A 23681-nucleotide genomic window follows, 5' to 3' on the forward strand; every position below is an offset into this window, starting at 1 on the left:
TTTGCCGCTTTTGCAAAGGCGTCAGCCGGCTAAAAGAATTATCAATTATGAAGAATATCTATTTTCTTTCCGATGCCCATCTGGGATCGCTGGCCATCCCTCATGGCAGAATGCAGGAGCGTCGCCTGGTACGTTTCCTCGACTCTATCAAGGATAAGGCTGCAGCCATCTATCTATTGGGCGACATGTTCGACTTCTGGTACGAATATAAATACGTTGTTCCCAAGGGCTACACCCGCTTTTTAGGCAAGCTATCAGAACTCACCGACATGGGCGTCGAGGTGCATTTCTTTACCGGCAACCACGACATCTGGGCCTATGAGTATCTGGAAAAGGAGTGCGGCGTCATCCTCCACAAGAAGCCCGAGACCACCGAGATCTACGGAAAGATGTTCTTCCTGGCCCATGGCGACGGACTGGGCGATCCTGATAAGAAGTTCAAGTTCATCAAGAGTGTATTCCATAACAAGGTTTGTCAGTGGGCCTTCTCGGCACTACATCCCCGTTGGGGCATGTGGTTCGGTTTGAACTGGGCCAAGCACAGTCGTATGAAGCGTCCTAATGGCGAAGAGCCGGCCTATATGGGTGAGAACCGCGAGCATTTGGTACTGTTTACAAAAAAGTACATCCAGTACCACTCTAACGTAGATTATTTCATCTACGGTCATCGCCACATCGAGGTAGACCTACAGCTCACCAAGAAAGCCCGCATGATTATCTTAGGCGACTGGATTAGTCAGTTCTCCTATGTGATGTTCGATGGCGAGCACCTGTTGCTCTCGCAATACATCGAAGGCGAGAGCCGACCATAAAATAACTTTATCACTTCTGGGGTGCCTTCAGGGCATCCCATTTTCGTTCGTATTCCTGCTCTTTCTGGCGCACTACCTTCAAGGCTTGTTTACGGCGATGTCGCGCCTCTACTTTGGGACCGAATGTATGCTCCCACGTCCACATCAAAAGGGCAATGACATCGGGGCCTGGTGGCACGAACTGTGGCAGCTCCGGTTCCTTAGGTGTGGCAGGTCGCATGATGTTAGCCATCATCTGTTTGCTGCGGTCTGTTCCATACACAACTACTTCATCGACAGCATGAAAGGTTGGAATCAAGAAAATAGTATCACTCTTCACCTCATCATGCAGCACATAGCGGTGCTGGAACTTAGGATGACTGAAGGCGATACGCCTGAAGGTGTCGGGCACCTCGAATTCGCCGTTCCACGGAGTCACAATCTCATCGCCATTGTCAATACGCACCTTGATATCACGTTGCGGCACCTTCGACTCCAGACTGGCAACTACCAGTCTACGCTGAGCGAACACTTCAGAGCACCACAGCATGAGCCATACAACCAGATACAGTTTCATCATTTAGTCTTTTCAATACGGGTACAAAATTAGCACTTTCCTGTAAATCTTTCCAAAATAAAATCTTATATTATCTTACAGATATAAAAAATAATGTAACATTAAGTCTTTTTGAATTAAAATATGTATCTTTGCAGCGGCATAAAGGATAGACTAACATGATTAAAACCAAATAACTACCGATGGAACAGACAGAGGCGCTGATTGTAGAACAATTGAAGGCTGGTAACGAAAGGGCATACAAATTTCTGTATGACCAGCACTATCAGATTCTGTGTCATGCAGCCGCTCAATATGTAAAAGATGATTTCCTGGCAGAAACCATTGTGGGGGATGTGATATTTCATCTGTGGGAAGTCAGAGAGACATTGGAAATTAACACCAGTCTGCGTCAATATCTGATGCAAAGTGTAAAGAACCGTTGTACGGATTATCTGAAATCGCAGTATCATCAGAAAGAGTTGGCAGAATTACAGGATTTCCCAGTACTCCTCTATATAAAAGATGATGACTACCCGTTAGGCCGCTTATTGGAACAGGAGCTGGAAGATGAAATCATGAAGGCGATTGACAACCTGCCAGAAGAATGTCAGCATGTATTCCGCATGAGCCGCTTTGAGGAAAAGAAATACGAGGAGATTGCACATGAACTGAAGATTTCCGTGAATACCGTGAAGTATCATATCAAGCATGCCTTAGCTCTACTTCACGCCGAATTAGGCAAATATCTGGCGGGAGCAATTCTGCTACTGTTGGAACAAATGAAATAATTTTTTTAAAAAATCAAGTTCTGACTACCCTCAGAACTTTTTTTTTCGTCAAATATATAACAAGCAGACAAAATGATAGACAAGAAGAAACATATCGAAGAGGAACTTTGGTTCTCGTCAGTTAGTAAGGAAGCACTGGCTAAGTACGACAAAGATGCAGCTTTTGCCGCTTTCAGACAGCGCATTGTCAGCAGTCAACCGCAGCCAGAGACTTCTGTTCGCCATCTGAGCTGGCTGAAATATGCTGCCGCAATAGTGGCTGTGATAATCGTAGGTTTCTTCTCATACAAAGGTGGACAGAGCCAGTTAGAGGCAGCTCTCGGCGATATCGTTGTTGAAGCCCCTCAGGGCTCCCGCTCCGAGATGACGCTGCCCGATGGCACAAAGGTTTGGCTCAACGCCGGTTCAAGGATTTCATACTCCCAGGCTTTTGGGTATTCTATTAGGTTAATTAAGTTAGAAGGTGAGGGCTACTTCGAAGTAGCCCACAATGAACGGTTGCCTTTCAGTGTCGAGTCGGAGAATGTGCGGGTAAAAGTACTTGGTACCAAGTTCAATTTCCGCGATTATCCGACCGATGCTGAGGCGACCATTTCATTGGCCGAAGGAAGCGTAGCCATGAATAGTATGAAGCATACCTCGCCAGACGAGCTACTGAAACCAGGTCAGCGTGCCGTCGTTAACAAACAGACGGGAAAAATCAAAATTGGCACCTATGAAGTGGCCAATGCTATCCAGTGGACTAATGGCCAACTGATCTTTGATGGCGAACCTTTACGTGATATCATCAAAGATCTGGAGCGCTGTTACAACGTACAGATCATAGTCAAGAATACAGCCTTGTACAACCTGCATTTCTATGGTACGTTCGTACGTCAGGAACAGAGTCTGCGCGAAGTGCTTGATGCTCTGGCTGCCACAGGTAAAATCAGATATGAACTAAAAAACAAAAAAATAACATTATATTAACTCACATTATTAACCCCCAAAAAAGAATTGCCAATGATCAGAATCAGAACAGTTAAAACAAATGGTGAGGTATAAAAAAGCAGAAAGACGTGCGAGGTCTCTCTGCCTGAAAACCTCCCTAAACCCCGTAGAGAGTCTGAAGGAGATTGCAAAGATAAGCGTTTTTCTTCAGATATGCAACTAAAAACAATTTTAAATCATTAAATTAACAATTAGTAATGAACAACAAAAAACTATTGTCAATGGCATTCCTATTGTCAGTTACTCTTAGTAGCATGGCACAGGCATTGCAATTGAAGTTGAACAACGTCACGGTGAAAAAAGCCATGACAGAACTGAAACAGAAGAGTGATTATTCTTTTGTATACGAGAAAAACGATATTGATACAGAAAAGAGAGTCAATGTAGATGCCAAGGATCTGAAACAGGCAGTTGGTCAGATCTTGAACGGTCAGTCGGTCACTTACGAAATTCAAGGTAAGAATATTATTATTAAGAAAAAGGCCAAGTCAAACAACCAACAAAAAGTCCCAGGAAACTATCAGGTTTCTGGTCTCATTAAAGATGCATTGGGCGAACCCATTATTGGTGCTACCATCATGGAGTTAGGAACCAACAATGGTACACTGAGTGATATGGATGGTGCGTTTAACATGAAGGTTACCGAAGGCGCAATGTTGCGTATCACGTACATCGGCTACAAGACACAAGAACTGAAAGCCAACTCCGACTTAAAGATAACACTTCAGGAAGATTCTAAACTGATGGATGAAGTTGTGGTTGTAGGATACGGTGTTCAGAAGAAGTCGGACCTGACAGGTTCTGTTGCTTCCATCAATGCCAAGAGTCTGGAGGGGCGTCCACAACCCAATATCATCCAGTCATTACAAGGCATGGTGCCTGGATTGAATATCACGTTGACAGGAAATAACGCTGAGGGCTCTTCGACTACCACCCGTATCCGTGGAACCAAATCCATATCGGCTGACAGTAAACCACTGATTATTCTCGATGGTGTGCCTTTTGATGGTCCGTGGTCGGAAATCAACCCCAATGACATCGAGTCGATAGAAGTTCTTAAGGACGCATCTTCCGCTGCCATCTATGGTGCCCGTGGTGCTAATGGTGTGATTCTGGTTACATCAAAACGTGGTGATGCAAGTCGATTGGTTGTCTCATATAATACTTATCTGGTATTAGACAAGCCCATCAATCTGCCCAACCTGATGGATGGCAACGAGTTCTGGAAATATAAGGAAGAGGCACTGCGACTGGCAAACACCACAACTCCTACAGCCGATAATCCTACACCTTGGATGGGTGCTTTCACTGCTACTGAGTTAGCAATGCACGAGGCTGGTGAGTCAACCGATTGGCTCGACCTCGTAACCCGCACAGGTGTCAAGCAACAACACAACCTGTCGCTTCGCGGTGGTGCTGCCAAGACCAGCTATTTCATCTCACTGAACTATGTAAACAACAAAGGTACAGGTGTTGGAAATGAGTTCCAGCGATATAATATCCGTTTCAATCTTGACCAACAGTTCACATCTTGGTTGGAGTTTTCAACCTCCACCCAATTAGGCCGTTATGATCGTAGTGGTAGTAGCGCCTCTTTCTGGCGCGCTTTCAGAATGCCACCAATCACCAAGGCATACAATGAGGATGGCACTATCCCTAATGCATCATGGGAAGACTCGAGCGAGGCATTTGCCGTTAACCCACTAAGCAGTCTGAATAACAAAACCAAAGACGTCAGAGTAAAAGTGATTACAAACAACGCCATTGATATCAGTATTCCATTTATCAAGGGACTGAGCTATAAATTGAACACTGGCTTCACTTATGCTAATAGCTCGTGGAAGCAGTATCAAGGCTTAGACACCTATTATGGAGCCCGTACTAACGGAACGCTTAATACCGACGACTGGCACACCGAAGATTGGCTCATAGAGAACATTATTACCTATAACCGCGAGTTTGGCAAACATCGTCTGTTTGTGACAGGTCTCTACTCTGCACAGAGCCATGAGTACGAACAGAATACAATGGAAGGAAAAGGATTCCCTAATGACGTGATGTATTACTATCAGATGAGTAAGGCAGCAACGGCATCGGGCGCCTCGAGCTACTCCAAAGAGAACCATATCTCACAAATGGGACGTATCAACTATTCATACGATGAACGTTACCTGCTGACCCTCACTGCCCGTCGTGATGGCTATTCTGCATTCGGTTCAGAAACGAAATTCGGTATTTTCCCATCTTTGGCTATCGGCTGGAACATCTCTAACGAGAAGTTTATCAAAGACAAGCCCATTGGTCAAATCATCAGCAACTTGAAATACAGACTGTCGTGGGGTAAGAATGGTAATGAGGCTATTGGCGCCTATGCGACTCTGCCCAACCTGTCCACCTTCAACTATCTGAACGATGACCACTCTGCCGCCTATGGCTTCTACCCTTCAAAACTGGCCTCGCCCAACCTTGGCTGGGAGACAACGACCTCAATTAACACTGGTATTGATTTAGCACTGTGGAATGGAAGAATCCGCACAACCTTCGACATGTATTGGTCAAAGACCAATGATCTGCTCTTAGATCGTTCTATTCCAACGATTAATGGTACAGGCTCTATTACCGAAAACCGCGGTAAGACCAAAGGTAATGGATGGGAGTGGCAGATTACATCGAATAATATCACCACCAAGGATTTCTCATGGTCGACAACCCTGAACCTGTCGCACTATCATAATGAAATTGTAAATGTTGGTCTGTTCGACGAGAATGGAAATGCCATTGACGATGTGGCTTCACGTAAGTTCATCGGACAGCCTATCAACGTGAACTATGACTATAATTTTATCGGTGTATGGCAGATTGAGGACCCCAACAACCCCGAAGGTGCACAGGATAGTCGTAATCCGTTCTCTATCCCTGGCTACATGAAATACGAAGACCTGAATGGTGATGGAGTTATCAATACTGAGGATCGTAAGATCATTGGCAGCACAGAGCCTACAATCAATATGGGCCTGATGAATAATCTGTCATATAAGGACTTCTATCTGAGTTTCTTCCTGACAGCCCAGGTTGGACAGACCGCTAACAATGAACTATACGATTGTTCAACGATGTCATACCGACAGAACCGATTGATGGTAAACTTTTGGACGCCGGACAATCCTACAAACGACTATCCAAAGAACTCTCTTGACACATCGGTGAACCCTATGAATTCATTATTCTATGAGAAGACGGACTATCTGAGACTTGCTGATCTGACCTTTGGCTACCGTCTGCCACAGAGTTTGCTGAAGAATATCTTTATCAGCAGAGTTGAGGCATATGTAAACATCAAGAATCTCTTCACATGGACAACCTGGACGGGTATGGATCCTGAGTTTATCAGCGACCAATTGGCAAATCCTCCTGTTCGTTCGTTTACATTTGGTTTAAAGTTGGACATTTAATGCATTTTAATTATGAACAAGTATAGATTTTATATTGTTATCCTCGTTTTTCTGGGCGTTTTATGTGGTTGTAACGAGGATGAATTCTTAAAAGAAGAGCCCAGAGCATCATTATATCCAGAGAATCTGTTGGTAGATTATGATGGCTTCAAATCTATGAACATCTCACTCTACGGTATTGCAAGAGCAGAGTATCGTCGAGCAGACGCCTTGGGAGGCAGTATCCCCTTGGTTCTTCACTCTGTATGGGATGGCGGTACTGACGTAGCCTGGGGTAACAACTCGCATTCGGAAGTGCAGTATATGTATAACCCCAAGTTAATTGACCAGACCGATAAGCAGGTTTTCAGAAATGTATTCCAATGGTGTTATCGTATCATCAATACTGCCAATATGGTTATTACTCGTTCTGAGAACGAAGGTGTGAATTGGAAAGGGTCATCAGAAGCCGAGAATCTGCGAAAGAAAAATGAGGTAATAGCTGAAGCAAAGCTATTCAGAGCCTGGGCGTATAGGCATCTGACCCTGACCTATGGCGGTGTACCATTGTCGACTGAAGAGATTACCGGTCTGAACTACCGAACGGATTGGGAGCGCAATTCTGTCAGTGAAATCCGTCAAGTGATGGAAGAAGATCTGAAGTTTGCCATAGAGCATTTGCCATTACGCACCGCCAATAACAGTACCGTTTCGGGAGCCATGGCACGTCATTACCTCGGCGAGTTATATCTGGCAGAAGGAAAATATGCCGATGCAGAGTCTGTAATGAAACCCTTGGTTGAAGGCACAGAGTATTCGCTCATCACAACACGATTCGGCAACAATGCCAAGAACGAGGGATGCCCCTTCATTGATGTGTTCAGAACGCCAATGTACAGCGATGGTAACACAGAGGTGATTCTCGCCTTTGTAAATACCGAACCCGAGAACAGTGCATCGGGGACTGCCGAGGTCTATATGAAGAGTACGTATAAAGGCTATTATGCCAACGATGGCACCATTAAGAAGAGTAATCTGAAGAATCCAGACTACACTAGTGGCCAGTGCACTTGGCCTCAGGCATTCTGGTTGGCAAATGGTGGAAAAGGTGCTAGCAGACTGGCCATTTCAAGAGGTCTGCTCCGACTTTACAATTACAAGGAACAAGGAGATAAGGACGATAGAATTTCTGACCATGCCATGGTATGGCGAATTTATGAGATCAACGAGAGTGGCAACACCGTAGAGTTCCTGAATAACGGCAAGGCGGTTATCGACACAACTGTTACTGCAGCCATGCTTGATGACACGAAGACCACCATTAAGAAGTGGAACTGGCCTTCTATTAAGAAGTGGGATTACATTCCACCAGTAAAAGCCAATGGCGACAAGGACGGCTGTTATCAGGACATTTCTTATCTGCGTGTTGCCGATACCTATCTGCTTTATGCAGAGGCTCTTTACAAACAAGGCAAGAATAGCGATGCTGTAAAATGGATCAATAAAGTACGCAATCGTTCCAATGCTGTCAGCATTACTGAGAATGATCTTGTAGCAGATGGCATGGATCTGATTCTTGACGAACGTGCGCGCGAGTTATTCTCAGAAGAAGAGCGACGTGAGACACTGATCCGTGTCAGTCAGGAAGATGGCAAGGATGAACGAGACGTTAATAACTATTTCAAACGTCGCACACGATTGCTGAACGAGATTGCCGGTCGTGACGCCCGAGGCATGAACGACTATGAGACACCTGTTCTCTTCCCCATACCACACGAATTCATCGAGTCGAATACAGGAAGAGTATTGGAGAATAATCCGGGATATAAGAATTAAGTGTTTCCGTTATGTTATTGTTCCTTATTTCCCTTCTTTTTGTTTGCTTGACAGCAGTAGCCCTGATTCGGAAAATCAATCCGCAGGGCATACTGCTGGCAGCAGGCATTGGCATGTGTATCATAGCACTGGCATTTGGAGGTCACGAACTCGAGCTCAAGACCTCAACAGGTAGCGCAATCTTCAATTTCATTAAATTGATAGAAGAAACCTTCTTATCAAACATCAGCCGTGCAGGACTCATGATTATGACGATAGGTGGCTATGTGGCTTTTATGAACCATATCAACGCTACACATACCCTTGTCAGGATATCCATGAAACCTTTGGCTTTCTTCCGCAAGTGTCCGATGCTGGCTGCCGTGCTGACAATCCCTATTGGACAGCTATTGTTTATCACTACACCCTCGGCTACAGGTCTGGGGTTATTGTTGGTTGCATCTGTCTATCCTATTCTGAACAGTCTGGGTGTAAGCAGACTGACGGCGCTATCCATGATTGCAGCCACAACGATTTTCGATCAAGGCCCTGGTTCAGCAAACACTGCTTTAGCTTCTGAACTGGTAAGTGAGAACAATGTAGAGTATTTCATCACCCATCAACTGCCATTGGTATTACCAACCAGCTGTATCGTCATGATCACATTCTACTTCTTCAATCGTTATTTTGATAAGAAAGACCAACAAGCTCATACATCAGAGACATACTCAACAGCTGTGCCGGAAATACAAGAACAGGTGCCTGCTTATTTCGCCCTATTCCCTGTCATGCCATTGGTATTACTGGTACTGCTCTCTCCTTATGTGGGACTGGTAGAGCATATCCGTATGAACACAACAATAGCCATGTTCTTCTCATTATTGGTGGTTCTGTTCGTTGTGGCTATCCAAAAGCGAAGTGCCAGAAAGGCATTTGAGGCTTTCTCTGCTTTCTGGAAAGGAATGGGGAACGTATTCGGAAGCGTTGTAACATTAATAGTCGCATCAGAGATTTTCTCTAAAGGCTTGATTCAGATGGGCTTTGTTGATAGTCTGATTACCTATTCTACGCAAATAGGATTGACAGGGGTGTTGATTGCAATCTTGTTTACAATCGTCATTTTCTCTGCAGCCATGCTTATGGGCAGTGGAAACGCAGCTTTTTTTTCTTTCGGTCCATTGCTACCAGAAATGGCCCAACGATTAGGAATGCCTGCCATTTCGTTGGTTCTGCCTATGCAGTTGGCTTCGAGCATGGGACGCGCCGCATCGCCCATAGCAGGTATTATCGTAGCCATTGCCGGTGTGGTCGGCGCTTCTCCCTTGGAACTGGCTAAACGTAATACCATGCCATTAATTATCAGTATTACCAGTCTATTAGTGTTCCACTTTATCATAACATAGTATAATGAACTTCAAAATAATAAAGAATGCCCGCGTATATGCACCACAGTATAGAGGCCTGTGCGATATTTTTATTGCGGGCGAGAAGATTGGACTCATCCAGGAACATATCGATATTGCAGCGTTACCTGTTGAGGTGATTGATGCCGAAGGTAAAATTGCCACACCTGGATTTATTGATCGTCATGTACATATAATCGGTGGCGGAGGACAACAAGGATATGCGTCACTTGTGCCGGAGGTAACAGTCAGCGAACTGGTAAGTTGTGGCATCACAACGGTTGTTGGTTTGCTGGGCACTGATGGATATTTGAAAGATTTGAACTCCCTTTATGCAAAGACGAAAGCATTATGCCAAGAGGGACTTTCTGCCTATATGCTGACCAGTTTTTATGGTCTCCCTGAGCGGACCTTAACCAATAGCGTTGCTGAAGATCTGATATATATAGATAAAGTTATCGGTTGCAAGTTGGCGATGAGCGATGACAGGAGTAGCTTTCCTACTGAATTGGAGATCCTACGTCTTATCAATCAGGTACGTCTAGGCGGGTTTACATCGGGAAAAGGAGGATTCCTGCATATTCATTTAGGCAATCTGCCAAGTGGCATCAGCCCCTTGCTGCATATCGCCAAGAGCTATCCCACACTCATCAGATATATATCGCCGACCCATATGATAAGAACTGAGGAGCTGTTTCAACAGTCTGTTGAATTTGCCAAGATGGGCGGTTTCGTAGACTACTCTACAGGGGGCACACGCTTTAAGAGTCCACATGCATGCGTATTAGACGCCAGGCAGTTGGGAGTACCTCTTCATCATATCAGCTTCTCAAGCGATGGTCATGGTGGCGTGCGCAGAGTGAACCCAGAAACAGGTGAAGTCACTTATCGACCAGCTCCCTTAGGACTGAATCTGAGCGAGGTGTCAATCCTGAATCAGGAATGCGACATGCCACTTGAACAAGCTATCACGCTGATAACCAGTAATCCTGCCACTCATATGAATCTGTCAGGAAAAGGCAGACTTGAAGACGGATATGATGCTGATATCTGTTTTCTTGATGATGAGCTAAGGCTGACGGATGTGATATCAAGAGGCGAGTTGATGATGAGAAATTGCGAAATAATCAAGAAAGGACGTTACGAATGAAACTCAAATACAATTACTTACTATTATTAGTCTTGTTATTCCTGCCTGCAAATGCCTCTTTTAGTAAAGAGTTGCTTTCAAGTGGTGAGGGCGTGTTTAAGTTTGATGGTTATGCACCATTTGCTGACAGACCTGTGGATGTACACTATTATATCCCTCTTTCAGGCAATCAGCGTGATATGCCCATTATCTTTGTGTTCCAAGGGGCGGACAGAGGTTACAAATATCTGATTGAAGCCTGGAAGAAAGAGGCTGAAGCTCGAAAATTTATGGTATTTATACCACAGTTTGATCAGGACAAATATCCCAATAGCGACTATCAGGAGGCTGGCATCATGGATAAACAACATCTTCATCTTAAAAGTCAGGAGGCCACAACGCCTCCATTGATTGACAAGATGTTTGAGTATGTTCAGCAACACACTTCTACTGCACAGAAGACCTATCGCATTTATGGTCACTCAGGTGGTGGACAGTTCGTACAGCGCTTTATGCTCTTCCATAATAGTCCGTATGTTGACAGAGCTGTTATCGGTAGTCCCGGATGGTACACTTTCCCTGATTTTACACAAAATTATCCTTACGGCATAAAGAATGTGCCACAGGTTACATCCGAACAAGTACGGCGTTATTTTGGCAAGGATATTATCGTGCAGCTTGCTACTGGTGATACACTTCGTGAGAGTTTCCTACGTAAGACACCTGAAGCAGAAGCGCAAGGACGCAACAGGTTAGAACGTGGACATCAGTTTTTTAAGTATCTACAGACAGTAAGTCACCAGAAACAGATTCCGTTACGATGGAGAAAAGTAGTAGTACCTGATGTAGCTCATAATTCGGTTGAGATGGGGATGGCAGCCATACCATTGCTCTTAGAACCGTCATCTGTAGCATATCAAACACCTTCACAGACAAACAAGTCCCCTGAATTTGCTACAATGTCTCAACTAAAACAGTTCTATTCTGACTTAATAGATACATATCCTCATAAAATACAGATAGAGATCTTGGGGAAGACACCGGCTGGCAATGATATTCCTGTATTATACTTAGGAAATAAGCACGAGAAGTCACTAAAGGTATGGATTCAGGCCGGTTTGCATGGTAATGAGCCTGCAGGACCAGAAGTCGTGGCATTCCTAACTAAGCACCTGCTAAGCACTGATGAAGGAAAACAGATATTAGAGCATATGAGTATCTGTATGGTACCGGTTGCAAACCCTGACGGTTATATACTGCAGAAAAGGGTGTCTGGCAGTGGTTACGACTTAAATCGTGACATGACAAAACTTGCTGATCCAGTTTCCATCTTGTTGAAAAGCAAATACCTGTCGTGGCATCCTGATGCAGCCCTGGATATCCACGAATACAATCCCATAAAACATGAGCTATTGCAAATAAATGGACATCCGATGAGTCTGATGCAGGATGTACTATTATTGCCCAGCGGGCATCTGAACATCCCCTCACCATTGCGAACATTCACGAATCAGCAGCTCTTCCTGTCATTAAGTGCAACAGCCGAAAAGATGGGCTATACCTGTGGTCCGTATTTCACACCAAAAGTTATTGATGGCCAGCTATTTGCCATACAAAATGCCAAAAGTCCACAATCGAGTTCCACATGGAACGGATTGAGTAATGCGGTATCCTGCTTTATTGAGATAAAAGGTATAGGTATGGGAAAAACGTTATTTGACAAACGGGTAGATTGCGGTTTCACTATGGCAAAGGAATTTCTGAGTTTCCTTACTTCGCATGTAAATGAAGTAAGAGATGCTGTTCAGAAGGCCCGTGATATGACCTGTCAAGGTCTGGAAGATATTCACATCGTTATGCACCCTGTCACCACTACCCAGCAATTTAGTTTTTGGGATGAGCAAGAAGGGGAACAGGTTGAAATTCAACTGCCCGTTTTGGACGCAATGAATATGAAAACTGTCAGAAGCCGTAAGCGCCCTTTTGCATACTTGCTTGACGCATCATGCGTGAAGGTTGTTGAGAAGCTGAGACAATTAGGAGTCCAAGTGACGACGTTGGGAAAAGCACAGACCTTCAATGTGGAAGCGTATGAGGTTCAATCCTACTCTATAGCACAGAAGAAATGGGAAAGAATCAACCCCGTCACAATAAGGACACAAACCAAGACATTCAGGAAGAAGTTCCCAGCATCAACCTATATGATACCTACCCATCAAGTTCAGGGCAATCTACTGGTAACAATATTAGAACCCGAATCCAATAATGGATTTGTAAACTTCGGTGTTATTCCTGTCGACACAACACATCATACGGTTCCCATCTTCAGAATGTTCAAATAAAATTAAAGTAACATGATGTCTATTTGAATTAAAATATGTATCTTTGCAGCGGCATAAAGGATAGACTAACATGAAAAGGAAGAAGATTGTAACTTTCGGCGAGCTGTTGCTCAGGTTTTCGAAACCAGGGCAACTACGATTGACTCAGGGTGATTTGTTTACCAGCAAGTATGGTGGAAGTGAGGCTAACGTGGCAGTATCATTAGCCACACAGGGCGAGGATGTGACTTATATCACACGACTGCCTGACACGCCAGTAGGACACGCAGGGGCCATGAATCTGGCTCAGTTAGGTGTTGATACCAGTCAGGTTCTCTATGGCGGACAGCGTATTGGCACTTATTACTTTGAGCCAGCAGCCGGTATGCGTGCAGCCAAGGTCATCTATGACCGTAATGGATCGGCTTATTCTGATCTGAAGCCCGGCATGATTCCCTGGCGTGAGATACTGAAGGACTGCAACTACTTCCATGTATCGGGTATCACGGCTGCCATCTCGCAACAGGCTGCTGATGCCACCTTCGAGGCACTCGACGTGGCCGATGAGTTGGGGATTACTATATGCTTCGACATCAACTATCGCAAGAATCTGTGGAAGTACGAAGGAGCTGAACCTCGTAAGACATTAAGCCGTATGCTATCGCGTTGCGATATGATGTTTGGCGATGCCATCGAGTTCGAGTGGCTATCTCAACATCCACAACCACCATTCACAGCTACCGATTCCAACTTCACCATGCAGATGAAGGAGTATGGTGAGTGGTTCGACGAACTGCACACCACCTATCCTAGAGTGAAGCATTGGATGATGGGCATGCGCAATATCGTCAGTTCTAACCATCACACCCTCACTGCTCTGCTTTATACTGACGGTACACTACTACAAGCACCAATCATGGATATTCCTGATGTTGTAGAACCTGTAGGCGTGGGCGATGCCTTTATGGGTGGATGGTTGCACGCTATCAGTCTTTTCCCTGATGACATGCAGAGGCAGCTGAACTACTCTTTGGCTGCCGCCACCCTCAAGAACACTATCCCAGGCGACTTCAACCTCTCGACCGAAGAAGAAATTCTTGATGTGAATATTTAACATTTCTTCATGCAGTATTTGGACTTCTTTATCGTTTAATGGGTAAAGAAGTTATTAAAAATGCAGTAAAATGAAAAAACTGAAGGCATTTCTGATTATAATGATGGTTGCAACGGCCAGTGCTGCAAAAGGACAGGATGTAAACTGGCAGGCCCGCATAGGTGGCGGCATAGCATGTTTGTTTGGCGGTGTATCTGACATCGATGAGCGTACCGGATTCCACGTCGGAGGCGGAGCAGATATCGGCTTGTCGAAAAACGGCGTATTCAGGTTACAGCCAGAACTGCGATTTGAACGTAAAGGGTGGCAGTTCGACGGGTACTATGGTAACGAGCAGATTATGGAGGCACATTTCAAGACGCGTCTCGACTATCTGGAACTGCCAGTGATGGCTGCAGCCCGCCTGCGATTAGATGGTCAATGTTTCCTCACGTTCAAAACAGGAGCCTACGTCGCTTATGGTTTACAGGGCAAAACTCATATGAACATACCCAATACAGATTCAGGGAAGACCTTCAATCAGAACCACTTCAGCAAATCCTGCGATTTCCACGGCATGGTCTACGATAAGGAGAGCCGTAAGGTGGACTATCCGAAATTTAATCGTTGGGATATAGGCGCCATTGGCGGCATCGACCTGACATTTAATCATATCATCATCGGTGGTGAAGTTTCATACAGTCTGAAGCGTGTATGCGAATCGGGATTCATCGGGGATCCTATCAGCAATATCACTACACTCATTCTTACAGGTGGCGGGCCTAAGAATATGTCAGCAAGTATTTCGATAGCCTATCAATTCTAACTTATTACAAGTAGTTTCTATGAAATAACAATCCCCGCCGGTTGGCGGGGATTGTCATATTATTATAAGCTAAATTATTTCAGCAGATTCATGGTGTCGGTAGCAATCATCAGCTCCTCGTCGGTTGGGATGACAACCACCTTGACCTTTGAGTCGTCGGCAGAGATGATAGCTTCTTCGCCACGAACGTTGTTCTTCTCGTCGTCGAACTTCACGCCCAAGAACTCCAAGCCCTTGCAAACCTCTGAACGCATAGAGATCTGGTTCTCGCCCACACCGGCAGTGAACACGATGACATCAACGCCACCCATAGCGGCAGCGTAAGCACCGATATACTTCTTAATGCGGTAGAAATACATCTGCTGAGCCAGCACAGCCTTGGGCTCACCAGCCTTGGCAGCATTCTCTACGTCGCGCATATCGCTCGAACCGCCAGTGATACCAGCCACACCACTCTTCTTGTTGAGCAGGTTGCTCATGCCATCGGCATCGAGACCGAGTTTCTTCTCGAGGAAGGTAACTGCACCACCGTCGATATCGCCTGAACGGGTACCCATCACAAGACCCTCCAGTGGGGTGAGACCCATAGAGGTATCGATACACTTGCCATCGAGCACAGCAGCTACAGAGCCACCATTACCGATATGACAGGTAATCATCTTGGTACCCTCGGCCTTGATGCCCAGGAACTCGCAAGCGCGAGCCGACACATAACGGTGAGAGGTGCCGTGGAAACCATAGCGACGCACACCGTACTTCTCGTACAACTCGTAAGGGATAGCGTACATATAAGCCTGGGCAGGCATGGTCTGATGGAAGGCTGTATCGAACACACCTACCTGAGGCAGACCAGGCATCAGCTCCTTCACAGCATTAACACCCTTCAGGTTAGCGGGGTTGTGCAGTGGAGCCAGATCAGAGCACTCCTCGAAGGTCTTCAGAACCTCGTCGGTAAGGATCACACTCTTATTGAACTTCTCGCCGCCGTGCACCATACGATGACCTACAGCATCGATCTCCTTCAGATCTTTGATCACACCGATTTCGGGATCGGTGAGCAGAGAGAAGATAAACTTAACACCCTCGGTATGCTCGGGGATATCGTGCATAATCTGCTTCTTCTCGCCATTGGCCAGCTTTACCTTTACAAAGGCATTGTCCAAGCCTACACGCTCAGCACCACCACTGGTCATCACGCTCTTATCATCCATATTGTACAGGGCGTACTTGATAGATGAAGAGCCACAATTCAATACAAGAATTTTCATATTATTATCAATTTTCAATTCTCAATTATCAATTATTTTTTAGCGTCCATTGCCTGACAAGCAGTGATAGCAATCATGTAATAGATGTCGTCGATAGAGCAACCACGCGACAGGTCGTTAACAGGACGTGCGATACCCTGCAGGATAGGACCGATAGCGATAGCATCGCCCAGACGCTGTACCATCTTATAACCGATGTTACCTACCTCGAGGTTAGGGAATACCAGAACGTTAGCCTTACCAGCGATATCAGAGCCGGGCGCCTTCTTGGCACCTACTGAAGGAACCAGAGCGGCATCGGCCTGCAGTTCACCATCGATCTTAAGTGCTGGATCGAGTTCCTTAGCCAGGCGGGTAGCCTCAACTACCTTATCAACTACCTCGTGCTTAGCTGAGCCCTTGGTAGAGAAGCTGAGCATAGCCACACGTGGCTCTGCAAAACCAGCCACGCTCTTAGCAGTCTGAGCGGTGCAGACAGCAATCTGTGAGAGCTGAGCAGCATCTGGCATTGGGGTAACAGCTACGTCGCCTACTACCAACACGCCATCCTCGCCATACTGCTTCTGCTTAGAGATGAGCAGCAGTCCACCGCTCACGCAAGTGATGCCAGGAGCACACTTGATGATCTGCAGGGCAGGACGCAGTGTATCGCCAGTAGTAGAGAGTGCGCCAGAAATCTGACCATCAGCACCTTCGGTCTTGATAATCATACAACCGAGATACAGAGGATTCTTAATGAGCTTACGAGCCTCCTCGATGGTCATACCCTTGCTCTTACGAATCTCAGCCAACTTCTCAGCCAGTTCTTCACTCTTGTCGTAGTTTTCAGGGTCAATCAAGGTTGCCTTACCAATGTTTTTCAGGCCCTTCTCCTGAGCCAGAGCCTCTACCTTAGCAGGGTTACCAATCAGGATAATGTCTGCAAGGTCATCACCCAAAGCCTTATCGGCTGCACAGAGTGTACGCTCCTCTTCTGCTTCAGGGAGCACGATGCGCTGCTTGTTACTCTTAGCACGCGCTACAATTGAACTTAATAGATCCATAACTTTGATTTGTTTTAAAACGTTATATATATGATTCCTTTTTATTCTAACTCTTTTGTCAGGAAGCTCTCTAACTCCTCGGCCGATAAACGCAAGCGGAAATGCCCACCTACGGCAATAGAGATACAACCAGTCTCTTCAGACACGACAACTGCCACAGCATCGCTCTCCTGTGAGATACCCATTGCAGCACGATGTCGCAGGCCTAACTCCTTGGGAATATCCATATCATGGCTCACAGGCAGGATACATCCAGCCGCCTTGATACGTTTCTTGGAAATAATCATCGCACCATCGTGAAGTGGCGAATTCTTGAAGAAGATGTTCTCAATCAATCGTTGATTGATGTTCGAATCTATCAGATCGCCTGTTCCAGCAACCTCATCAAGGGGCATCGTACGCTCTATCACAATCAATGCGCCCACCTTACCACGACTCATATTCATCGCAGCCATCACAATCGGCATAATCGTTTCCTTAAGGGCTCGCTTAGTCTCTTCACCATCAATTTTCGAAGAAAACAGCTTAACAAACGCCCTCATACGTCGATGCGCCCCCACATTATAAAGGAACTTGCGGATTTCGTCCTGAAAGAGTACAATCAGTGCGATAACACCCACACCGACCAACTTATCGAGGATTGAGCCCAACAGGCGCATCTCAAGGACCTGCGACACAAATAGCCACGTGATAATGAACACCAGAATGCCAATGAACACATTCAGTGAACGTGACTCTCGCATCAGCCTGTAGATGTAGTAAAGTATCATCGCTACAAGCAAAATGTCGACAAAATCCTTAATTCCGAACTCGAAAAGCATGCTTACCTGACGATTTGACTATTTCATGTTTTGACCTTTTAACGCCTGCATCATTCTGACGCACTCCACAGCCTGCTTCACATCGTGAACACGCAGGATGTCAGCACCCTTCATCAGCGATACGGTGTTGAGCATTGTCGTACCGTTTAGAGACTCCTCAGGTGTAATACCCATTAGCCTGTATATCATCGATTTGCGCGAGATGCCTACCAACAATGGCAGTTCCATCACTTGCAAACGTTCCATCTGATTCATGATCTCATAGTTCTGCTCGAGGGTCTTGCCGAAACCGAACCCCGGATCCAGAATAATATCACAAGCACCAAAGTCACGCAACTGCTGTACCTGACGTGCAAACGACATCAACATCGTTTTCAACGTAGGCTGCTGCGACATTAATATATAAGGTACGTGCAATCTTGACACCAGACGATACATGGTCTCGCAGCCCTCACTTACATCGTTGATGATGTCGGCCCCATACTCCTCGACCGTCATTCGAGCCACATCAGGGCGGAAGGTATCTACCGAGATAACTGCATCGGGCAACTCACGGCGGATAATCCCCAATCCGAAACGCAGACGTTCCATTTCCTCGGCCTCAGTGACCTCTGTTCCACCCGGACGGGTTGAATAGCCACCTACATCAATCATGCTGGCACCCTCGTCGACTATCTGATGGCAACGCCGCACGATTTCACTCTCCGTCTGCACGCGACTGCCTGCATAAAAAGAGTCGGGTGTGACGTTCAGGATACCCATCACCTGAGGGGTGCTGAGATCCATTAACTTACCTTTAAGATTCAGCGTATAGTCCATATCAGCGACAAAGGTACAAAAAAAACGTCAATCAACGCTTATTATTCTATAATATTTTGTTTTTTTGATGAAATATAGCTATCTTTGCGGCATGAAAGCAAGACTTCTGCTTATTCTCTGCTTGACAGTCATGCTCACCATGACAACACAAGCTGATACAACGTCTATCAATCTCGACACGTTGTATCAGAGCTACATGACCGATGATGTCAGGCATCAGCTCGAACAATTCGACCGCTTAAGAGTACAGCTGGAACAACAGGAAGCAGAACGCGAGCGTCGCCAAACAATCTGGTACATCGTTGTCGGCATCTGTGCTTTATCAGCGCTGACACCCACCTTTGTAGTCTTCGGTAAGTTCCGTAAAAGTCTCAAAGATCGTCCTTCGAAAACCAACATCATGAAAGCAGCTGCCATCACTCTGGGTGGAGGACTTGTCATCTTCCTCATCGACATCGTGTGGTTCTACTTCACGTTTGAAGCCAGCCACCAAGAGCAGCGCCTACTATTTTTCCTCATCCTCTTCGTCTTAGGCATCGCCCTATGGATATACACCAAGAATCTGAACAAAGGCAACTCTAACGAAACGAATAAACAATGAAAACAAGAATCACTTTACTCATGATGCTGATAACAGTCGCTATAGCGGCTGTAGGACAAGATGTGCAGACTGTCATGGAACAGCTAAAAAAGAAATACAGTGAATTCTATGTCACTTACGAATCAGATAATGGCGGATGGTTTAAGGTTGCAAAGACTGAAAGAGTCTACAATGCCAATAGGACTGAAATCACCAAAGTGATACCCTATTATGGCGCATGCGATAAGAACGGCAGGGAACTGATTCCGCCTGCATGGAAAACACTGAGTCGAATTGGCAATATGTTTATAGTAACAAATAAGAACGGATGGTATGGTGTTCGTGGCTTGCATAACGAAGAAATACTGCCATGCAACTATTCAACTATCATGTCCTTTTATTATAAAGAGTACGACGTACCCTGCTTTACCGTACAGATGAACAAGAAATGGGGACTCTACAACCTCAATAGCAGGAAGTTAGTCGTACCATGCATCTATGACGAAATAGATTACGACATAAGGATTGCTCATTTTATCTTAACACAGAATGATTATAAAGGCATCTGCAATAACGAAGGACGTATCATGGTTGCTCCCAACCTTTATACTACTATTAATACATGGTATGCCAAAAGTTCCGGAGGTTACTTCTTGGTCAAGATCGGTGACAAGGGTGGCGCAATGGACAAGAACTTCAAGTTGGTCATTCCATGCGAGTACGACTTGGACACAGGTCTCTTTCTCAAAAAACTGATGGACTCTCCATTGATGAGGGTTGAGAAGAACGAGAAGGATGGTGTGTACGACATTTCGAAACAAAAAGAGGTTGTTCCATGTATCTATGACGATATAGACATGGACGAATTACGAAATGGTAACAGCTTTATCATACATCGCCCAAGTGGTGCAAAAGGCCAGCCAGGAAAGGTTGGAATTTTTGATGGTAAGGAACTAAAAGAGATCCTTCCATGTGGCAAGTATCCATACATCAAGAATTACAACAAGGAAAAACAGACCGTTATCGTATGCAAAGGTTTGGAATACACATATGATGAAGACAACGACAAATACACCATCCGGAAACAAGGGAAATGGGGTGTTTATGATTTAAAAAAGAAAAAGGAAATCGTTCCTTGTAAGTACGACCTATTGAAACAAGAAGAGGACGGTGTATACGCCTTTAACAAAGGCTGTGTCATAAGTATAAAGGACGACCATGACGACTTTGTTTATTACGAAGGTGGAAAATGGGGCTACATCGACGCCATGTGCAATGAGATCGTTGCACCACAATACGATCGTGTGTTCGACTTCAAGGATGGTGTTGCACAAGTTGTAAAGGATGGTGTGAACGCCTTCTTAGAACACCCTCTGAAAGGAACTAGTCTGAAGCTGGCTAATGGTGGCGATGGATCACCCATCGACAAGGATATCCCTACCACAAGCAAAAAGAATGAGAATCTGTTTGCCTTCATTATTGCCAACGAGAACTATACTAATTTCAAAGGAGCCGACTACTCCATCAATGATGGTAAGGTGTTCGCCGAGTACTGCAAGAAGACCTTAGGCGTACCTGAGCGCAACGTGCGCTACTACGAGGATGCCACCTATGGCAACATGTTAGGCGCCGTAAAGAAGTTACAGGACATTGCCGACGTGTACGAGGGCGATGCACAGATTATCTTCTACTATTCTGGTTTAGGCGCTACTGACGAGAAGACTACAGAGCGCTACCTGCTGTCGACCGATGCTTCGATGCTGGCTCTCGACAAGACAGGCTATGAAGTAAAGAACCTGCTAAGTACTCTTAATAGTGCCAATGTACAGAACATGTGGGTTGTCATTGATGCCCCATTCTCCAATCTCGACAAGAACGGTCAACCACTCACAGCCAATCGTGGTGTAGCCATCAAGGCCAAGGATGTATCTGCCGAAGGCAAGACCATCGTCACCATGTCGTGTGATGGCAACCAGACAGCCTACTCCAGCAAAGACTATGGTCATAGTCTGTTTACCTACGCATTGTTAGAGAAGTTACAACAGAGCAAAGGCAACTGCACCATCAAGGAGATGACTGATTATGCTACCAGTTGGGTAAAGAAGAATGCCATGTCGGCTTACGACAAGATGCAGACACCCAAGGTGATCGTATCCGATAAGATATCCGCATGGGATAAAGTTAAATTCTAAACTGAGGCATCATGAAACGAATAGCATTCATTCTTACCATTCTATGCACCATCGGTGTCAGTGTTCAAGCGCAGAAGTATGAAATCAAATACGATGACAACTTCAAGAAACAGGGCGTGGTCGACCCAAACGGAAAACTCATCATCCCCATTGAATATCATTGGTGTGAGATACCATATGACTTAAGCAAAGAGCCACTTATCAGAGTTCATGACTTTGACAATACGGTTGCTGCATTCTCTCTCGAGGGAAAGCAATTAACACCATTCCATCAATATGAAGGGATTGACTACACGCCGTATGGCTTTATTGGCAGGAACTACAAAACGAATCCAACATCTATGTGGATGGGCTTTTTATCATTGGAGGGCAAGGAGATTCTGTCTTGCGAATTCTCGTATATCCTGCCGAAAGAGAACTTCATTGAAGTTCAAAAAAGAACGCCATCAAAAACACTCCATGGCCTATATACCCATCAAGGTAAGGAGTTGATTCCCTGCAACTATGGACATTTGATATATTATAAGCATTGCATTCTCGTTTCTATATCAGGAAGTCTGCTGGATCAAGGTACAGAGGGTATCTATTCAATGCAAGGAGAGCTCATCGTCCCCTGCAAATACAACATCCTACGCGCATCGTCAGAGGACTGCAGCTATGAAATGTTCGAAATCAGACAAGGAAAGGAAAACAAATCCTTCGTAGTTTTTAATGAAAACGGAGAACTGGCAGTTCCCTTCAACATGTATCAGGGCATAGAGCATGCAGACAATAGCAATAGACTATTGTATACGGTATTAAAAGACGGGAAATGGGGTTTGTGGTATCAAGATAAGGAAATCATGGCTTGCCAATACGATGCCCCAATCAAATTTTCCAACGACGTAGCTACAGTCAAGAAAGACGGTGAAGCCAAACTCATCAAGAATCCATTAAAGGATGCCTCACAGATACTGATTGCTGAGAGTAAAACAGACACCAAGAAAAAAGTAAAAGGTCCTGCTGTCAGCAGGTATCCCAAGCCCGATTCGGATGTAGATTCCAATATTCCCGTAGCCAAGAAACAGGCAGAAAACACGTTTGCCTTTATCATCTGCAACGAAAACTACCCCGATGCGCCAGTACCTTATTCGCTGAACGACGGTCGTATGTTCCTGGAATATTGCAAAAAGACATTGGGCATTCCAGAGAAAAACATCAATCTCTACGAGGATGCCACCTATGGCAATATCATCACGGCTGTTGAGAAGATGAAATCAGTAGCCGACGCCTATGATGGCGAAGCAAGTATCATCTTCTATTACGCCGGACATGGATTCCCCGACGAGAAACAGTCCACGGCTTACCTATTACCAATCGATGGCAATGCCTCCGACATCACCACCACTGGCTACAATCTGGCTAAGTTCTATAAGGAGCTGGCCGCCATGAAACTAAAGTCATCTGTTGTCTTTTTGGATGCATGTTTCAGTGGTGCCAAGCGCGAAGACGAGATGTTAGCATCATCACGTGGCGTGGCCATCAAAGTGAAGGACGAAGCCCCACAAGGCAACATGATCGTGTTCTCAGCTGCACAAGGCGACGAGACCGCTCACCAGTTGGAGGAGAAGCACCATGGCCTTTTCACCTACTATTTATTAAAGGAGTTACAAGCCACAGAAGGCGATGTGGATATGGGCACACTGACAGAGTATGTCACCAAGCAAGTGAAACGTCAGTCGGTAGTCATCAACAACAAAAAGCAAACCCCAAAAGTCAACGCTTCGACGGCATTGGCTGGCTCATGGCAGAATTTGAAATTAAAATAAGAGT

At 45.4% G+C, this 23681-nt stretch carries 18 protein-coding genes; 13 read left to right on the plus strand and 5 right to left on the minus strand.

Going from position 1 to position 23681, the window contains the following annotated elements:
• Nucleotides 1-47: 47 nt before the first annotated feature.
• The gene (locus T495_RS0101190) at nt 48-812 is read left to right on the plus strand and encodes a UDP-2,3-diacylglucosamine diphosphatase (RefSeq protein WP_028904066.1); all 765 of its coding nucleotides are present in this window, start codon (nt 48-50) and stop codon (nt 810-812) included.
• Nucleotides 813-822: 10 nt separating this feature from the next.
• On the opposite strand, the gene T495_RS0101195 is transcribed toward T495_RS0101190, so the two are convergent.
• On the minus strand, nt 823-1371 hold the full coding sequence (locus T495_RS0101195; protein ID WP_033147321.1) for a hypothetical protein: 549 nt from the start codon (nt 1369-1371) through the stop codon (nt 823-825).
• A gap of 179 nt (nt 1372-1550) precedes the next feature.
• Here T495_RS0101195 and T495_RS0101200 point away from each other — a divergent pair, with 179 nt between their 5' ends.
• The 9 genes from T495_RS0101200 to T495_RS0101240 all read left to right on the plus strand — a co-directional run bounded on the left by T495_RS0101200 (nt 1551) and on the right by T495_RS0101240 (nt 15146).
• Nucleotides 1551-2138, plus strand: coding sequence for an RNA polymerase sigma-70 factor (locus T495_RS0101200; RefSeq protein WP_033147322.1), 588 nt, complete (start codon nt 1551-1553; stop codon nt 2136-2138).
• Nucleotides 2139-2210: 72 nt separating this feature from the next.
• Nucleotides 2211-3107 (plus strand): FecR family protein, encoded by an 897-nt coding sequence (locus tag T495_RS0101205; protein ID WP_033147323.1) that lies wholly within the window; start codon nt 2211-2213, stop codon nt 3105-3107.
• A gap of 242 nt (nt 3108-3349) precedes the next feature.
• Nucleotides 3350-6580 carry a TonB-dependent receptor gene (locus T495_RS0101210; RefSeq protein WP_231495030.1) on the plus strand — a complete coding sequence of 1077 codons (3231 nt, stop codon included), beginning with the start codon at nt 3350-3352 and terminating at the stop codon, nt 6578-6580.
• Nucleotides 6581-6592: 12 nt separating this feature from the next.
• Nucleotides 6593-8395 carry a RagB/SusD family nutrient uptake outer membrane protein gene (locus T495_RS0101215; RefSeq protein ID WP_033147324.1) on the plus strand — a complete coding sequence of 601 codons (1803 nt, stop codon included), beginning with the start codon at nt 6593-6595 and terminating at the stop codon, nt 8393-8395.
• Nucleotides 8396-8406: 11 nt separating this feature from the next.
• Nucleotides 8407-9777 carry a C4-dicarboxylate transporter DcuC gene (gene dcuC / locus T495_RS0101220; RefSeq protein WP_028904071.1) on the plus strand — a complete coding sequence of 457 codons (1371 nt, stop codon included), beginning with the start codon at nt 8407-8409 and terminating at the stop codon, nt 9775-9777.
• Between the two features lie 4 nt (nt 9778-9781).
• Complete coding sequence (gene iadA, locus T495_RS0101225) at nt 9782-10927, plus strand: beta-aspartyl-peptidase (protein ID WP_028904072.1); 1146 nt, start codon at nt 9782-9784, stop codon at nt 10925-10927.
• Nucleotides 10924-13248, plus strand: a complete 2325-nt coding sequence (locus T495_RS0101230) for a M14 family zinc carboxypeptidase (RefSeq protein ID WP_033147325.1) — start codon at nt 10924-10926, stop codon at nt 13246-13248. Before iadA ends, T495_RS0101230 begins: the two co-directional genes overlap by 4 nt.
• A gap of 70 nt (nt 13249-13318) precedes the next feature.
• Nucleotides 13319-14341 (plus strand): sugar kinase, encoded by a 1023-nt coding sequence (locus T495_RS0101235; RefSeq protein ID WP_033147326.1) that lies wholly within the window; start codon nt 13319-13321, stop codon nt 14339-14341.
• A 70-nt stretch (nt 14342-14411) separates the two neighbouring features.
• Nucleotides 14412-15146, plus strand: coding sequence for a porin family protein (locus T495_RS0101240; RefSeq protein WP_033147327.1), 735 nt, complete (start codon nt 14412-14414; stop codon nt 15144-15146).
• Between the two features lie 74 nt (nt 15147-15220).
• Here T495_RS0101240 and T495_RS0101245 read toward each other — a convergent pair whose 3' ends face one another.
• The 4 genes from T495_RS0101245 to folP are packed head-to-tail and all read right to left on the minus strand — an operon-like array spanning nt 15221 to nt 19097.
• Nucleotides 15221-16414 carry an acetate kinase gene (locus tag T495_RS0101245; protein ID WP_033147328.1) on the minus strand — a complete coding sequence of 398 codons (1194 nt, stop codon included), beginning with the start codon at nt 16412-16414 and terminating at the stop codon, nt 15221-15223.
• A 32-nt stretch (nt 16415-16446) separates the two neighbouring features.
• The gene (pta, locus tag T495_RS0101250) at nt 16447-17457 is read right to left on the minus strand and encodes a phosphate acetyltransferase (protein ID WP_033147329.1); all 1011 of its coding nucleotides are present in this window, start codon (nt 17455-17457) and stop codon (nt 16447-16449) included.
• Nucleotides 17458-17498: 41 nt separating this feature from the next.
• Nucleotides 17499-18278, minus strand: a complete 780-nt coding sequence (gene cdaA, locus T495_RS0101255; protein ID WP_033147330.1) for a diadenylate cyclase CdaA — start codon at nt 18276-18278, stop codon at nt 17499-17501.
• Between the two features lie 18 nt (nt 18279-18296).
• Entirely contained in the window at nt 18297-19097 is an 801-nt protein-coding gene (gene folP / locus T495_RS0101260; protein ID WP_028904079.1) for a dihydropteroate synthase, read from the minus strand.
• Nucleotides 19098-19188: 91 nt separating this feature from the next.
• Here folP and T495_RS0101265 point away from each other — a divergent pair, with 91 nt between their 5' ends.
• The 3 genes from T495_RS0101265 to T495_RS14990 are packed head-to-tail and all read left to right on the plus strand — an operon-like array spanning nt 19189 to nt 23677.
• Nucleotides 19189-19698: a hypothetical protein gene (locus T495_RS0101265; RefSeq protein ID WP_033147331.1), complete on the plus strand. Its 510-nt coding sequence runs from the start codon at nt 19189-19191 to the stop codon at nt 19696-19698.
• Nucleotides 19695-21869, plus strand: a complete 2175-nt coding sequence (locus tag T495_RS0101270) for a WG repeat-containing protein (RefSeq protein ID WP_081831957.1) — start codon at nt 19695-19697, stop codon at nt 21867-21869. The genes T495_RS0101265 and T495_RS0101270 overlap by 4 nt, the downstream gene beginning before the upstream one ends.
• 11 nt (nt 21870-21880) lie before the next feature.
• Nucleotides 21881-23677: a caspase family protein gene (locus T495_RS14990; RefSeq protein ID WP_081831958.1), complete on the plus strand. Its 1797-nt coding sequence runs from the start codon at nt 21881-21883 to the stop codon at nt 23675-23677.
• Nucleotides 23678-23681: the final 4 nt, after the last annotated feature.

The organism is Prevotella sp. P6B1, assembly GCF_000702825.1.
Lineage (GTDB): Bacteria > Bacteroidota > Bacteroidia > Bacteroidales > Bacteroidaceae > Prevotella.